This window comes from Caloramator sp. CAR-1 (assembly GCF_030546345.1).
GTDB classification, from domain to species: domain Bacteria; phylum Bacillota; class Clostridia; order Clostridiales; family Caloramatoraceae; genus Caloramator; species Caloramator australicus.
Genome location: NZ_JAUONW010000007.1, coordinates 1 through 17015, shown reverse-complemented (window position 1 = coordinate 17015; position 17015 = coordinate 1). Strand labels below are relative to the sequence as shown.

The window sequence follows — 17015 nt, the reverse complement described above, 5'->3', positions numbered from 1 at the left end:
TTTTAATACTTAATCCCTTTTTCTTAATTTTTAAAAGAAGGTGCATTTTATGGAAATGATAAAGGTTGAAAATGTGCACTATTTTTATAAAAAAGATATTAATGACGAAGTTAAAACTGTTGCATTAGAGGGTATAAATTTAGAGATAAAAAAAGGAGAATTTGTAGCAATTATAGGACACAACGGTTCTGGGAAATCAACCCTTGCTAAGCATTTTAATGCAATTTTACTTCCTGATAACGGAAGGGTAATTGTGGAAGGAATAGATACTAGGGATAACGAACATTTATGGGATATAAGAAGTAAAGTTGGGATGGTATTTCAAAACCCTGATAATCAAATCGTAGCAACAATAGTAGAAGAAGATGTTGCATTTGGCCCTGAAAACCTTGGGGTTCCGTCGGAAGAAATTAGAAAAAGAGTTGATGATGCACTAAAGGCTGTTGAAATGATTGATTATGCAAAACATGGACCTCACCTACTTTCTGGAGGACAAAAGCAAAGGGTTGCTATAGCAGGAGTCCTTGCAATGAAGCCATCCTGTATAGTTTTAGATGAACCTACTGCAATGCTTGACCCTTCAGGAAGAAAGGAAGTCCTTCAAACGATAAAAAGATTAAATAAGGAAGAAGGAATTACGATTGTATTAATAACTCATTTCATGGAGGAAGCAGTTGAGGCTGATCGAGTTGTAGTAATATCGGATGGCAAGGTTGTTCTTGAAGGGATACCCCGGGAGGTCTTTAAGAAGGTAACATTGTTAAAAAAGCTTGGGCTTGATGTGCCTCAGATGATGCAACTAGCACATGATTTAAGAAAAGAAGGGTTAGACATTAATGAAGATATTTTAACTATTGAAGAGATGGTGGATGCCTTATGCCAGTTAAAGTAGAAAATTTAACATATGTCTATATGCCTAATACTCCCTTTGAAAAAAAGGCATTAGACAATATAAATTTAGAGATTAAGGATGGGGAATTTGTTGGTTTAATAGGACATACAGGTTCAGGTAAATCAACATTAATACAGCAATTAAATGGACTTTTAAAGCCTACCTTTGGCAAGGTTTATATAGATGATATTTCTATAACTGATAAGGGGATAAGCTTAAAAAGCATAAGACAAAAGGTTGGAATAGTATTTCAGTATCCTGAACATCAGCTGTTTGAGGAGACTGTTTACAAAGACATTGCCTTTGGACCGACTAATTTGGGTTTAACCAATGAGGAAATAGAAAAAAGGGTAAAAAGGGCAATGGATTTTGTCGGACTTGACTATGAAACTTATAAAGACAGATCCCCCTTTGAATTAAGCGGGGGTCAGAAAAGGCGTGTTGCAATAGCAGGTGTTTTGGCGATGGAGCCTAAGGTCCTAATCCTTGATGAGCCTACGGCAGGATTGGATCCAAAGGGTAGGGACGAGGTCCTAAAACAAATAAAAAGAATGCACAAAGAATATAAAATGACTATTATTATGGTCACCCATAGTATGGATGAGGTGGCTCAGCTTGCGGATAGATTAATAGTTCTTGACAAAGGTAAAATAGTAATAGAGGGTTCCCCTAGGGAAGTTTTTAATCAAATTGATATGTTAGAAAGAATAGGTTTATCTGTTCCTCAAGTTAAATATCTTGCAAAGAAACTTAAAGAGAAGGGCTTTAACATAAATGAAGATATTATAACTTTAGAGGAAGCAAAAAGGGAGATATTAAGACTTTTTAAGGAGAGAAAAATATGATTAAGGATATTACTATCGGACAATATCTTCCTGGGGATTCTTTCATTCATAAGCTTGATCCAAGGGTGAAAATACTATTAGCCTTTCTATATATCATTTTAATTTTTTTAATAAACAATTTTTATGGATATTTAGTGGTTATAGCTTTTACTTTACTAGTAGTAATGCTAGCTAAAATACCAATCAAATATTTATTCAATGGTATAAAAGGTGTTATTTGGCTTATAATATTTACTGCGGTTCTAAACGCGACATTAACTCCGGGAAAGGTCATATTTAAGCTATTTAATTTAATACCCTTTACAGACAAGGGGATAGATCTTGCACTATTTATGTCCATGAGATTGATTTTGTTAATCATAGGAACATCTGTTTTAACACTTACAACATCACCTATTTCATTGACGGATGGGATAGAAAGACTTCTTAATCCATTTAAAAAAATAGGAGTTCCAGCCCATGAACTTGCAATGATGATGACGATAGCCTTAAGGTTTATTCCAACCCTTCTTGACGAAACAGACAAAATTATGAAGGCTCAAATGGCAAGAGGGGCGGATTTTGATTCCGGCGGTATAATTAAAAAGGCAAAAAACTTAATTCCAGTTTTAGTGCCTTTATTTATAAGTGCCTTTAGAAGGGCTGATGAACTTGCTCTTGCAATGGAGGCAAGGTGTTATAGAGGCGGAGAAAATAGAACAAGAATGAAACAATTAAAGACTAATAAAAGGGATTATATTGCAATTGCAGCTTTTATAGCTTTTTCTATAATTTGTATAATAAGTAGGCGATGGAGATGAAAAATATAAAGATAGTTATAGAGTATGATGGAACGAGATATTGTGGTTGGCAAAGGCAGAAAAATGGAGTATCAATTCAGGAGACCATTGAAAAGGCAATAGAAAAAGTAACAGGAGAAAAAATAGAAATAATTGGTTCAAGCAGAACTGATGCAGGAGTTCATGCAAAAGGACAAGTTGCTAACTTTTTGACAAGTTCCACAGTCCCTCCTGAAAAAATCTGTTATGCCATAAATAGTTTTCTTCCTGATGATATCGTTATTTTATCTTCACAGGAAGTTCCATTAGATTTTCATTCAAGATATAATAGTAAAGGTAAAAAATATAGCTATACAATATTAAATAGAAAAATACCATCGGCCTTACTTAAGAACTATTCAGCCCATATCCCTTATGAACTTAATATTGAAGACATGATTAGGGCATCTAAATATTTTTTAGGCGAACATGATTTTAGCGCCTTCAAAAGCACAGGTAGTTCAGTCAAGGGAAATGTAAGGACTATTAAAAGGCTTGAATTGATTAAAGATGAAGATATTATAAAAATGTTTATAGAAGCCAACGGATTTTTATATAATATGGTAAGGATTATTGCTGGAACTTTAATAGAAGTTGGGAAAGGTAGAATTAAGCCTGACGATATTCCTTTTATACTTGATAGCAGAGATAGAAAAAAGGCTGGCCCTACAGCACCGGCACAAGGTTTATGTTTAGAAAAAGTATACTATTGACACGCCAGGATAGTTGTATTAAAATAAAATAGTGTGATTATGCGCAAAAAAGGACCACTAGCCCCGGATCCTTTTAGATAAATTAGGATTAAAGTTAGGGAGGGAAAACGATGAAAACTTACATGGCAAAGAAGGAAGAAGTTCAAAGAAAATGGTATGTAGTTGATGCTACAGATAAGACTCTTGGAAGACTTGCAAGCCAAATTGCTACAATTTTAAGAGGAAAGCATAAGCCAATTTATACTCCAAACGTTGATTGCGGTGACTATGTTATAGTTATAAACGCTGAAAAGGTTGCTTTAACAGGAAAGAAACTTGATCAAAAGTTCTACAGACATCACTCATTATATCCAGGTGGACTAAAGGAAATATCCTACAGAAAGCTTCTTGAAACAAAACCAGAGCTTGCTATAGAAGAAGCGGTTAGAAGAATGCTTCCAAAGGGAAGATTAGGAAGACAAATGTTCAAGAAGTTAAAGGTTTATAGAGGCGCAGCTCACAACCACGAAGCACAAAAGCCAGAAGTTCTTGAACTTAAGTATTAATGAGCCTGAAGGGAGGATACGCTGATGGAAAGAGTTCAATACTATGGAACAGGTAGAAGAAAGACATCTGTTGCAAGGGTTAGATTAGTTCCTGGTGAAGGAAATATAATCATAAATAAAAGATCATTAGATGATTATTTTGGATTAGAAACTTTAAAGGTTATCGTTAAGCAACCACTCGTTTTAACAGGAACATTAAATAAATACGATGTTCTTGTTAACGTTCATGGCGGTGGATTTACAGGCCAAGCAGGTGCTATAAGACATGGTATTGCAAGAGCGTTAGTTCAAGCTGACGCAGATTTAAAGCCTGTATTAAAGAAGGCTGGTTTCTTAACAAGAGACCCAAGAATGGTAGAAAGAAAGAAATACGGCTTAAAGAAGGCAAGAAGAGCACCACAATTCTCAAAGAGATAATACAAACCCTCCATTTGGAGGGTTTTATTTTTTATCATTTTCAACTGAATGTGTCGAAAATCGACATTTAATCATAATATATAGTAACCTAAACTATCCAGTTGGAAGTGATATTGTGAGATTAAAATATAAAATATTGAAAACAATAGTATTAAATATTTTGGCATATTTTTTATTAATAATATTCTTTCAGAGTTTTTATATAAGACCAAAATTTAAAATGTTTATGGAAAGCATAATTAGTAATGAAATTCAAAGGGAAATAGCCCTTTTAGAAAAAGAACTGGAGTCATTGCATGTAACTACAAGGGATTATGCTATTTGGGACGAGTCTTATGATTTTGTTATTTATAAGCATAAGGATTATATAGAGGAAAATTTAAATTATCTTTCTCTAAAAAATATTGGTGTGTCGTTAGCTGCGATACTCGATAATAATGGAAATTTGATTTATGGAATTACAAGAAAAAATGAAGAAATAAAGGATTATTTTGATGAAAGATTATTAGATAAATTTATTTCAACAGGTTTACACAAAAGTAATTTTGTAGGTTTTTTAGAATTTGATAAAGATATTTATTGTTTTGCAGGAGAAGGAATCCATAAAAGTGATGGAACAGGAGTTAGGAAAGGGATTATAATTTTTGGTAAAAGGTTGGATGAAATAAAATTAAACACACAATGTAAGTATGAGTTTATAAATTTATTGGATTTAAATAAAAACGAGCTAGACAAAATAGAGAGGCAAATAAAGTCAAAAAATAAGGTGAAAATAAACCAAAAAGAAGTTATTTTAACAATAGAAAATAAGGATACCTATGTAGCCTACTATCCGATAAAAGATCTAACTGGAAATTTATTATTCTTATTTAAAATTTATGTTCCAAAAGATATGGAAAACAAAATAGAATATATGGGAATTGTTATTGCACTTACTATTTTACTTTTTGGTATATTGATAGTTTTTATATTGGATTTTAAATTTAGCAAATTAATAAATAATCCATTAGAACAGATAATGAACAACATTAAAGACTTTACCTACAAAATGGAAAATAAACTTAATATTGATCTTTATGGACGAAAGGATGAAATATCAGATTTAGCTAAAAGCATTGATATATTAAAATCTGAAATCATATCAAAACAGAATAATTTAGAAGATATAAATAGAAGGCTTGAAATAAGGGTAAAGGAAAGAACAAAAGAATTGGAAATTAAAAATAAAGAAATATTATTATCTGACAAAATATTATCTGAAACTTTAGAGGGGGTTATTATTTTAGACTTTGATAAAAGAATTTTAAAAGTAAATAAAGCTATTAAAAATATGTTTGGGTTTAAGGAAGAAGATCTAATTCAAAACAAAATAGATATTTTAAATTTTAAATTTGATAATATAAATTTTCATAATATATTTGATATTGTTCAACAAAAGGGATATTGGAGGGGAGAAGCAAGGATCTATAATAAAAATGATGTTAGCCTTCCTGTCTGGTTATCAGCTACTTTTTTACAATTTAATGGAGATAAAGTTTATATACTTATACTATCTGATATTTCACAGTTAAAAGAAAAAGAAGAAGAGCTTGAAAAACTTGCTTATTATGATCTATTAACTAACCTACCTAATAGGAACTTTTTTATGAAAAAATTAAAAGAAATAATTGATGAAACGATTTGTAAATCATTTGCACTTTTATTTATTGATCTTGATGGGTTTAAAGTTATAAATGATACATTGGGACATGATATTGGAGATAAAGTATTGATAAACGTAGCAGATAGAATAAACTCTTGTATTGATAAAGGCGATATTGTTTTTAGATTGGGAGAGGATGAATTTATTGTTTTAACTTTTAATATAGATAATGAATATAAAGTTAGGGATTATGCAAACAAAATTATAAATGAAATTTCTAAACCTTTATTCATAAATAATTTTGATATAAAAACTAGTGCAAGCATAGGAATAGTAATGTATCCTAAGGATGACATAACGTTTGAAGGGCTTCTTAGAAAGGCAGATGCTACTTTATATGAAGTAAAAGAAAAAGAAAAGGGAGGATTTTTGTTTTTCTCACAAGAGATTGAGGAAAAAAATATAAAATTTAGAGAAATAGAAACTGGATTAAGAAGAGCATTGGTAAACAATGAGCTTTGTTTATATATTCAGCCTATATTTAGGGAAAGTAATAATGGGGAATTTGTTATAAATAAAGGTGAATTGTTATTAAGATGGATTAGAAATAATAGAATTGTATATCCACCAGATGAATTTATTAAAGTAGCAGAGAAAAATGGAATGATAGTTGATGTAGGTAACTGGATTATGAAGGAGGCCTACAGAATTAGACAAAAGCTTATAGAAAAAGATATATATATAGATTTATGCATTAATATTTCTGCAAAGCAATTGGAGAATAAGGATTTCTTAAATAATATAAAATATTTACTTGATGAAAAAAATATTTTAGAAAATTGGATATTTGAAATTACAGAAAACGTATTGATCAAGGACTTTAACATTTCAACACATATATTTAAAGAATTAAAAAAGCTAGGGATAAAGATTGCTTTAGATGACTTTGGCACGGGATATTCTTCCATCAATTATTTAAGTCAACTTCCAATTGACTATATAAAGATTGATAGGTCATTTATTTCCAAAGCTGGCCAAGATGGTTTTAATGGTGTTATATTAGCTATAACTTCTATGGCAAAGTCTTTAGGGGTTAAAACTGTTGCAGAAGGAGTTGAAAATAAGGAACAGCTTAAATTATTAAGAAATTTAGGATGTAATGAATTCCAAGGCTATTTCTTTAGTAAACCAATTGATCTAGAGGAGTTTATAAGAAATTTTAATAGTTTAAATAAGATAAAAATATAACCTGCATTTTGCAGGTTATATTTTTATGTATTCAATTTCAAAGGAGCAAAAAGGACATTGGTTTGACGTCATAAAGGATTGAACTTCAAAGCCATTCCTTTTAATTAGAATTTTATTGCAATTAGGACATACAGTATTAGAAGGTAATAATACGTTTCCTAGATAAACAAAATTTAGATGTTTTTTAGCAATTCTTTGAAGCCTTACAAGTGTTTCAATTGGAGTAGCTTCAATTTGGAATTTATAATTAGGAAAGTATCGAGTTAAGTGAAGGGGAATATTAGGGCTAAGCTTTGAAATCCATAGGGAGAGCTTATCGATTTCTTCTTCTGAATCATTAAACCCAGGAATTATTAGGGTTGTTATTTCAACATGAGTATAATTGTAGGCAATTTTTATTGAATTTAAAACAGGTTCTAAGCTCCCGTGACATATTCTTTTATAGAAATCTTCATTGTAGGCTTTTAAGTCAAAGTTTATAGCTTTAACATGTTTAATAATATCCTTTAATGGAGCTTCATTAACATATCCATTTGAAACTAAAATTATGTCCAATTCATCTTTAAGTAATGTAATTGTATCGTATATATATTCATAAAAAATTAAAGGTTCATTGTATGTGAAGGCTATACCGATGTTTCCTTTTTCTTTATATTTTAAAGCAATACTAATTAATTCCTCAGGCGATATAAAAGTTGTAAAAAAAGTTTCAGCAGTTTGGGATATTGTATAGTTTTGACAGAATCCACAGGAAAAATTACATCCAACAGAACCTACGGATAAAATTAAACTTCCGGGTTTATAGTGATAAAGGGGTTTTTTTTCGATAGGATCAAGGTTTATGGCAGAAATTTTCCCATAATTTAAGGAGTAAAGCTTCCCGTCTATTACCTTTCGCACTCTACAAAGTCCGGTTTGACCTTCGCTGAGTTTACAACCATGGGGACATAGATTGCAATAAACTAGATCTTCTATTTTATTATAAAATTGAGCTTCCTTCATTTACATCACCTGTATCTTTTAACTTCAAAGCGTTCTATGGAATAATTTTCATCTGGTGATATCCCTGCTTTTTTTAAAGCTATTTGCAACTGCTTTTCAACTGTATCTACTCCTTCTAAATTAGGAAGCAAAAGTCCAGCCCTTGTGCCCCTTCTTACGATAACGCCATAGCATTTAGGATCAAGATCATCTTTTGTAGCAGGCTCGGGCGGCATTAACACATCAACCGAATATTCAAGTTCGTCAAGTTCATCCTCTTCAACTGGATAAAATCTTGGATCATTAGTTCCTGATTCGAGGGAATTTCTTATGATTTCCTCTGCAATGGAGTTTGTTAATGGATATATTGTCCCTATGCAACCTCTAAGTTCTCCGTTTTTATATATAGAAACAAATACACCTCTCTTTTCATTTAACATCTCATCTGTAACGTAATTTGGAATTTTAAGATATTTTTTATTTTTTATATAATATTCTAAGCTTTCCCTTGCTAGTTTTACATATGGGTTTTCATTTGCTCTTTTTTCTTTTAAACTATTCTTTACCGCAAGATTTATAGTTTCTAATTTACTTTCTACTTTTTTATCTATTATAAATTTTACATTTGCATAGCCTATTCCGAAAGGAGCTTCATATGATAATATTTCAGATGTAAAATTATATTCATCTAAAGTTCCAAGAAGGATGTAAAGGGATCTTAACCCACATTCTGCAGCCCGTTTGATTAAGGATTTATCCATTTTAAATATTTCAACAGCTTTGCCTTCCTTTAGATAATCTAATAATTGGCTATCAAATTTTGGACCATATTCATCAAATCCATAGGGGCTTTTACTGCTTGCCTTATGGGAAAGGTCTCCACTGGCAATTACAACAGCTCTTTCCTTTGAATTTTTGAAAGCATCGGCTATTTTAATCCCCAATTCATATAACTTCATTGGATTTATCATGCCATAGGTTATGTGAATAATGGAAAAATCTTTATATTCTTTTGTTATAAAATAAAGAGGAACGATGGCACCATGATCTAAGCTTAATCTAATATTATATTCAACATGAGAATTTTCACCTAATGGCGCAATTGGAATTTCAGCTTCATCCGCCAATTCAATGATTTTATTTGCTAATTCTTTATTTATTTTAAATTTAAAAGATAAAGATGGTGCATTAAAATTTTTTAAACTACCATCAATAAATGAGGAATTACAAATAGCAACAGCATCACTAAAAACAGGTCCATGGGGAGTTATGATAATAATTGTATCAGGCTTAATACTTGCAATTTCCTTTGCAATTTTTGTGCAGGCATCGATTGTTTTCTTTGCAATTTTTTCTTCTCCCCTACCAACTTCAGGGATTATTATGGGAGGGTGAGGCATAAGAAATTGTCCTACTATAGGCATAACAAACACCTCTTTAGTAAAATAAGTTTTAATAATATTTTACCATAAGCTACCTTTTTTCAAAATAATCTAAAACGCCGCAATAGATAGCCCAGGCAATTTTATTTTGATATTCATCCTGATTTAATAGATATTCTTCCTCAGGATTTGATAAAAAGCCGCATTCAACTATTACAGATGGGATACCGTTATCCTTTAAAATATAATAGGTATCGCTGGGTTTAGCGACACGATTATTATTTCTATCTAACACTTTTATTAACTGCGCTTGGATAGACTTTGCTAATTTTTCGCTTTCAAAATCATTAGATGGGTAAAAGGTTTGTGCACCATAATATCTTGAATCAGGGAAGTAGTTTAAATGGATGCTTATAAATATGTCGGCTTTGTTTTCCTTAATTATCTGTTTCCTATTCTTAAGATCTTCGGCTTTTCTGCCTTTTCTTGTTTCGTAGGAATATAACCCCTCATCAACTTCCCTTATCATAATGCATGTATCACCATGACTTTCAATATAGCCCTTTAATTTTTTAGCAATTTCAAGATTTATGTTTTTTTCAATCGTTCCATTCTTACCAATAGCACCACCGTCTATACCTCCATGTCCGGCATCTACAACAATTACTATATCCTTTGCCATATTTAATACTTCTTTATTAAGTTTTACTTGAACATAAACTATCGAAGTAAAACACAGAGTTAATATAATAATTGAAGCGATTGCTTTTTTCATGCTTTCACCTGCCTAAATTCAAATCAATAATATATTATGTAGATATCATATTTAATATTCTTCTATATAAAATAAGGCTGTCCAAATTAGACAGCCTTACTGATTAATTTCAATGACTAACTGAGCAATATTGTTTGCATGATCACCGATTCTTTCAAGATTAGAAATGATATCTAAAAATATTGCGCCGCTTTCAGGATAACATATACCAGTATTTAATCTATCTATGTGACCATTTCTTAGCTGCTTGTCTAGTTTATCTATTTTACTTTCAAGCTCAATTGTTTTCATAGCCTTTTGAAGGTCACCATCTTTAAGGGAAGATAAAGCTAAGTCAACAGCCTCTATTACATATTGATACATAAATTTTATTTCAACGATGGCCTCATCTGAAAAAATTAGGGAATTTTTATACTTATGCTCAGCAAGTTCGTATAGGTTTTCGGCATGGTCGCCGATTCTTTCTATATCATTTATAATGTGATAAAGGGCAGCAATAATTTTAGACTGATGTTCGTTTATTTCTGTATTAGATAGCTTTACAAGGGATTCTGTAATTTCCTTTTCATAATGATTTATGTCATTTTCTATTATAAGTAGATTTTGGGAAATCATTGGATCGTAATTTAATATTAAATCTAAACTTCTCCTTACGTTATTTAATGCATCGTAACCCATATTTATTATTTCTTTTATTATCTGTATAACTGCAATTGAAGGATTATGAAGGTTAATTTCATGTAGGAGCAAAAACTTTTTTTTGCTTATATAATTATTCTTAATCAAATCAAATTTTTTGTAAGGATTAATTATTAAAACCATTAAAAGAGTTAAAGTCACAATTATTCCTACATACAACGCATATATTTGATAAAAATTTAAATTTAGTTGTTTATGTATTAATTTCTGTAAAATTAAAAAAATTATAAATATAAGTCCATTATATATTAGTAATATTGACAAGGACTTTTTAGCTATTGAATTTTTCCTGTAATTATTAATTATTGCTTTTAATATCAATGCTATGTTGGAAAGAAGCAATAGGTCTACTATATAATATTTGCTTAAATTGTTAGATGATAAAATTGCAAAAATCATTGGGAATATAAAAATATTGTTTTGAAAAATTATAGTTAAAATAAAAACTACTAAAGATAAAATAATAATATTTTTACTCAAAAAAAACATTGCTTCGCTCTTAATTAAAGTAGAATAAATAAAATGGGAGGAAAGAAAAACAAATCCATAGGATACTATTGTTCTTCCGATGTCCTTGAATTTTTTCGTTTTAGTAAGGAAGAAAATACCTGTTCCTAAGACTATCAAGTAAGCCCATAAATGAAACATCAATCTAAAGCTAAATACATAAACTATTATAATTGTTCCTAAAAGGGAACCTAAAAAGATTATAAAGCTATTTAATACTGATAATGCTTCTACGTTTAAAAGGCTAGAAGTTATGTTAATAGAGTAATTTAATCCTAGAGTAAGGAAGGTATAAAATGTCCCAAATAAAATATCAGTATACACCCTTTTTTTAAATCCTTTTTTAGAATTTTCCAGATAATTTTCAATTATTTTTTCAAAGACCGAATTAATCCAATAAATTGAATATGATAACAATGATAGCGCAGCAAAAAAAGCAATTATTCCAAATCCATCTTCCATAATTATCCCTCTTTGCTTTCAGCCTTTTTCATGCAGAAAGGGCACTCATAATAAAAAGGATGATCCATAAGTAATGCAGCTTCATTTAATGAACTATACATGTCAATATCATCTTCATGTATTAAATCGATATGACATTCTTCCTTTTCATTTAAAAGGTCATGAAGAGTTTTATTTTTTATATCATATAAGTATCTTTTGCCGAAATAAGGATATCCAAATCTACGCATACTCCACCTCGTCATGTTATTTTGTTTAATATTATATCATAAATTATCCTGTAGAAAAATATTATAATTTAAATAAGATAAATTTCATTATAAATAAAGGTAAATTTTGTGATTTACATCACAAAAACTATTGTTTTAATTTTTTGTTAAATTATAATATTACTTACTTATCAATGGAAAAAAGGGTTGGGATGAGGCGATGAGAATAATAAATAACAGATATAGACTTATAAAGAAGATTTATCAAAATGATGGACTAGCTTCCTATCAAGCTATTGATATCAAAAGATCTCAAGGAGTTTTAGACTTAAATATTATTAATTTTGATTATGTTGATTGGGAATTTTATGATTTCTTAGCAAATAATTTTATTATGTTAACTTCAATTGTTCACAGTAACTTAAAAAGATTATATAGTTTTGATATTATAGAAAATAAAAACGGTAGATTGGATAAAAATTATCAATATTTCTATACTACTGAGTTTGTTGAAGATGTCCAGCCTTTAAATGTATTAGAAGGATTAGACATTGATGAAAAATTGAATCTTTTTATAGAAATTGCAAAAACAATAAACTTTCTGCATCTTAAGGGGTGTCTCTATAATTCCATTAATTTATCTAATATTAATTTTGTTAAGGTAGAAAATAAGCTTACTGTTAAATTGAATGACATAGTAACAGCAAGAATAGGTGAATTTGTAAAAACTAATAGAAGTCAAATAATTTTCAAGGCACCTGAAGTTATAGAGGGTGAAGAACATACAGTAAAGTCTGATATATATTCATTAGGGGTATTATTTTTGGTAATTTTACTGGGAGGTATAAAATTTGTTAAGATAGATGATGGATTTTCTAAGTTAAAGGATGTTTTGCCAAAAGAATATTTAGGAATTAATGATATTATTAAAAAGATGATAAAAGAAGATCCTGCAGAAAGATATGACAGTATAACAAAGGTTATAAATGATTTAAATAGTCTCTTGAATAAGAATTATATTCCATTTGAAGTGGAAGATTTGGAGAAAATTAATTTTAATATAAAGCTTTCAGGAAGAGATAAAGAAATCAAAAAGATATTCGATTCTTTTAGAAAAAATAAAGGATGTGTTTTAATATCTGGTGAAACAGGAATTGGAAAAACAAGATTATTAAAGGAATTAGAGTTTTTATTTAGATTAAAAAATATCAACTGTTTTAGCTATTATAATGAAGCTGAATCTAACAGCAGAAAAGTTTTCCTGGAAATTGCAAGAAAAATATTTTCAGAGGGTAGTGAAAATTTACAGGATGAATATAGGGAGGAATTGTTAAATACCTTTGAAGAGTTTAAAAATAGTATAATAAGTGAAGAGTTATATAATGAAAAAAATAGAATTAGAATGATAAACACGATATATAGATACATAAAAAACAAATATAAAGATGAAAGAATTGTTATTATAATCGATGATTTTAATTCCCTTGATAAATTTTCATATTTAATGGCAAAGGATATTTTAACCTCTAAAATTGCAGAACAAGCAATGTTTATAATTTCTTTTAAAAGCGATGGATTAATTAGTAATGATATAAGGGCATTAATAAACGACATAAGAAAAGAACAAAATACCATAGAAATAAAATTAAAGGGATTGTCGAAAGAGTATGCTTCGGAGATGATAAAAAATCTTTTATCTATGGGGTATACTCCAAGATTGTTTTCAAACAAAATATTTGAAATAACTTATGGTAATCCACTATTTATTGTTGAAATAATTAAGGATCTTTATCTAAGGGGAGATTTATTTATTAATAGTTCAACAGGAATTTGGAGCAGTAAATTTGATGATGATTATGACAGGATGATACTACCTAATTCAGTAGAACAAGCTATTTTTAATCAAATTAATGAACTAGATGAAGAAGATATAATCGTCCTTGAGGTTCTTTCGATATTTCAAAATGGAGTTACTACAGATGTTCTAGGTGAATTTTTAAATAAAGATAAAAATAAATTGGGTAATATTCTAAGGAGTTTAGAGAATAAAGGAATTATTATAAGCAAAATAAGCGATGAAGGAATTCTTTACGATTTACAAAATCAAATGCTTAAACGTTTAATTTACAATAGAATTGATGAGAAGGTAAAGGTAGATTTGCATCTTAAGGCAGGAAAATTTTTAGAAAAGAGCAATAGAATTTATTTGAATCCATATAGTCTCAAAGAAGAAATATTATATCACTATGAAAGGGCAAATGAAGTAGAAAAAATAATCGAATATTGTATCTATAATGCTATATTGATGAAAAGGCTAAATAATAAAAGTGATGCTATTTCGTATTATGAAAGGGCATTAAAATATTTTAAGGAAAGGGAAGCAGATTATAGAAAAGTAGATATATTAATGAGTCTCGGATATATTTACTTAGAAGTTGGAAATGTAAAGAAGGCAATTGAACTTTTCAAACAAGCAAAGCTTTGGGCCTTAAATTTAAAGGACTATAATAGTGCTATAGATTCAATGAATAAGTTGGTGGAAATATATATAAATAAAAATGATAAAAACAAAATCATAAAATCTTTAGAGGAAATAAAAAATTTATTACAGATTCATGATTATAAAAGAGGCTATCTTGAATATCAATTTAACACGGCAGTTTATTATAGAAATAATGATAAGTTAGAGGATGTTAGAAACATATGTAAGCAAGCTCTTGAAATGTGTGATGATAATTGCCCTGAAATAAAGGGAAAATTTATTAAACTTTTAGGGGATTGTTGCTATTTATCATCTGAGCCGGAAATGGCCATTGATTATTATAAAAAGGCTCTATATTATTTCGAGTTAAATGAAAGCAAACAAGAAATGATACGGGTATTAAACAATTTAAGTATTATATATTCAGATTTTTATCAGGATTATGACAATGCCTTGAATTATCTTGAAGAAATGAAAAACTTAGCAGAGAAAGAGGGGGTTGCCTTTCTAAAAGCCCTTTCACTTATTAATATTGGAGAGATAAATTATATAAAATTTAATACAACAGAAGCCTTAGAATGCTTCAGCACTGCCTTGGATATTATTGATGAATTGGGATATAAAGCATATACTTTTTATATTTATTGCTTTTTAATAGGTATTTATTTAAGACTGGGAAATTATTCTAAGGCTTATTTCTATCATTTAAAGGCTAAGGATGAGCTTAAAAATAATACTAATCAGAATATTTATGATGGCTTATATTATTATTTTAGTGCACAACTATTTTATAAATTTGGGGACATTGATAAAGCACATGAATATTTAAAGGAAGTATTAAGGATACATCAAAACAATGATATAAAAATTAAATGGGATGCAGAGGCTTTTCTATTAATTTTAAATATTTCAAAAGACTTAGAAAGACTAGACGATGTTATGGATTCGTTATCTAATATAATAAAAAAATATAAAAACAGCGTCGAAAAAATATATATCTACTATCATTTAGCTTTTAAATTTGTCAAGCTAAATAAAATTAACTTTGCGAAAAAAATATTTGATTTGATTAACGATTTTGAACTTAATGAGTTACCAGTTGGTTTGAAACTTAGAATAGAGTATCTAGATATTTTACTAAATAAAAATAAAATTCTTGCATTAGAAGAAATACTACCAAAATTAAAAGAAAATAAATTGATAGAATTAAGCATGATGGCAAACAGAATTTTAGGAGATTATTACTATAATAATAATGTTTACAAGGCAGTTAATTTCTATGCAGCTTCACTTACCTTAATGCTAAGTCTTTTGAAGGATTTGCCAGAGGAATATAAAATTAAATTTATATCGATTTCAAATTTCCATAATACATTAACTAAAATGAGCAAAATTTTAGAAATCGATATAAATGAAGAGGAGAGTTTAGAACTTAACAAATTAACTGAATATGCAGACCATTTAATTAGTTCCCAAATTAATAATTTAAAAGGAAATACAATACAAAAAATAAAATCTAGTTTTAAAGAGGAATTAAACTTAAATATTAGCAATATTAATGATTTATTAAATAAAATTACACTAGATTCAAACAGTGATATTTTATTAATAATGAAATATATGTCCTATATTACCCTAGCAACAAATTATCTATTAATTACTGATTCTAAAAATCCGGAAATACTTGTAAGCAAAGAAAAAGTTGACATCAATAATTATAGTTTAATTATCGATAAAGCTAAAAGATTAGAAAAATCCATTATTGTAAAAAAATCAGATGAATACGGCAATGTTGTTAACTGGATTTGTATCCCTTTAATAAAAAATAAAAGAAAAGATAAGTTTAGAATTTCTACATATGACATAAAAAGAAACTATGGATATGTAATTTTAGAAACTGATAAGATTATTAATAATTTTTCGGAGGAGGCTATAGAAGAATGTAAGCCTTTAGTAAACTTACTAATAGGGTATATTGAAAATATTAATATTATTAATACGGCTATAATAGACAAGTTAACATCTGCCTATACAAGAAAGATGTTAGACGATCTATTAGATGAAAATATAGAAAATGCAGAATTGAATAGTGGATTTTTTTCAGTTGTAATGATAGATATAGATAACTTTAAAAAGATAAATGATAAATACGGTGTAAGTGGTAAAATAAAATGGAGAGATTTCGGAAGTTAAAAATCCCGAAAATTTACCAGTAATATATACAGCAACTATCTTCTCCTGTTAAAATTTAATTAGTTTAAGATAACAGGGGGAGATATTGTGGGAATCATAAATGGTAAAAAGAAGGGATGGAGATTGTTTTCTGAAATCAAAAACCTAAAGGGAAATGGCTTGAAAAAGTCTCAAATTGCAAGATATCTGGGGGTGGATTACAAAA

The 17015-nt window shown here is 29.0% G+C and carries 13 protein-coding genes; 8 read left to right on the top strand and 5 right to left on the bottom strand.

What is annotated here, in order from left to right; all coding sequences use genetic code 11:
* The first annotated feature begins 49 nt into the window (after nucleotides 1-49).
* The 7 genes from Q3V94_RS01505 (at nucleotide 50) to Q3V94_RS01475 (ending at nucleotide 7120) form a co-directional block, all read left to right on the top strand.
* The gene (locus Q3V94_RS01505) at nucleotides 50-892 is read left to right on the top strand and encodes an energy-coupling factor transporter ATPase (protein WP_303524760.1); all 843 of its coding nucleotides are present in this window, start codon (nucleotides 50-52) and stop codon (nucleotides 890-892) included.
* Complete coding sequence (locus Q3V94_RS01500; protein WP_303524758.1) at nucleotides 877-1737, top strand: energy-coupling factor transporter ATPase; 861 nt, start codon at nucleotides 877-879, stop codon at nucleotides 1735-1737. Before Q3V94_RS01505 ends, Q3V94_RS01500 begins: the two co-directional genes overlap by 16 nt.
* Nucleotides 1734-2537, top strand: coding sequence for an energy-coupling factor transporter transmembrane protein EcfT (locus Q3V94_RS01495; RefSeq protein ID WP_303524756.1), 804 nt, complete (start codon nucleotides 1734-1736; stop codon nucleotides 2535-2537). Before Q3V94_RS01500 ends, Q3V94_RS01495 begins: the two co-directional genes overlap by 4 nt.
* Nucleotides 2534-3268, top strand: coding sequence for a tRNA pseudouridine(38-40) synthase TruA (gene truA / locus Q3V94_RS01490; RefSeq protein ID WP_303524755.1), 735 nt, complete (start codon nucleotides 2534-2536; stop codon nucleotides 3266-3268). Before Q3V94_RS01495 ends, truA begins: the two co-directional genes overlap by 4 nt.
* 110 nt (nucleotides 3269-3378) lie before the next feature.
* Nucleotides 3379-3813 carry a 50S ribosomal protein L13 gene (rplM, locus tag Q3V94_RS01485; RefSeq protein ID WP_274767136.1) on the top strand — a complete coding sequence of 145 codons (435 nt, stop codon included), beginning with the start codon at nucleotides 3379-3381 and terminating at the stop codon, nucleotides 3811-3813.
* Nucleotides 3814-3837: 24 nt separating this feature from the next.
* Nucleotides 3838-4230 carry a 30S ribosomal protein S9 gene (gene rpsI / locus Q3V94_RS01480; protein ID WP_008908545.1) on the top strand — a complete coding sequence of 131 codons (393 nt, stop codon included), beginning with the start codon at nucleotides 3838-3840 and terminating at the stop codon, nucleotides 4228-4230.
* 226 nt (nucleotides 4231-4456) lie between these two features.
* On the top strand, nucleotides 4457-7120 hold the full coding sequence (locus tag Q3V94_RS01475) for an EAL domain-containing protein (RefSeq protein ID WP_303524754.1): 2664 nt from the start codon (nucleotides 4457-4459) through the stop codon (nucleotides 7118-7120).
* 15 nt (nucleotides 7121-7135) lie between these two features.
* Here the strand turns inward: Q3V94_RS01475 and amrS are convergent, their stop codons facing one another.
* From amrS to Q3V94_RS01450, 5 genes are all read right to left on the bottom strand, one after another.
* Nucleotides 7136-8122: an AmmeMemoRadiSam system radical SAM enzyme gene (amrS, locus tag Q3V94_RS01470; RefSeq protein ID WP_303524753.1), complete on the bottom strand. Its 987-nt coding sequence runs from the start codon at nucleotides 8120-8122 to the stop codon at nucleotides 7136-7138.
* Nucleotides 8123-8127: 5 nt separating this feature from the next.
* Entirely contained in the window at nucleotides 8128-9525 is a 1398-nt protein-coding gene (gene amrA, locus Q3V94_RS01465) for an AmmeMemoRadiSam system protein A (RefSeq protein WP_303524752.1), read from the bottom strand.
* Nucleotides 9526-9574: 49 nt separating this feature from the next.
* Nucleotides 9575-10258: an N-acetylmuramoyl-L-alanine amidase CwlD gene (cwlD, locus tag Q3V94_RS01460; protein WP_303524751.1), complete on the bottom strand. Its 684-nt coding sequence runs from the start codon at nucleotides 10256-10258 to the stop codon at nucleotides 9575-9577.
* Between the two features lie 96 nt (nucleotides 10259-10354).
* Entirely contained in the window at nucleotides 10355-11926 is a 1572-nt protein-coding gene (locus tag Q3V94_RS01455; RefSeq protein WP_008908540.1) for a Na/Pi cotransporter family protein, read from the bottom strand.
* Between the two features lie 2 nt (nucleotides 11927-11928).
* The gene (locus Q3V94_RS01450; protein WP_008908539.1) at nucleotides 11929-12156 is read right to left on the bottom strand and encodes a hypothetical protein; all 228 of its coding nucleotides are present in this window, start codon (nucleotides 12154-12156) and stop codon (nucleotides 11929-11931) included.
* A gap of 199 nt (nucleotides 12157-12355) precedes the next feature.
* Here Q3V94_RS01450 and Q3V94_RS01445 point away from each other — a divergent pair, with 199 nt between their 5' ends.
* On the top strand, nucleotides 12356-16810 hold the full coding sequence (locus Q3V94_RS01445) for a diguanylate cyclase (RefSeq protein WP_303524746.1): 4455 nt from the start codon (nucleotides 12356-12358) through the stop codon (nucleotides 16808-16810).
* Nucleotides 16811-17015: the final 205 nt, after the last annotated feature.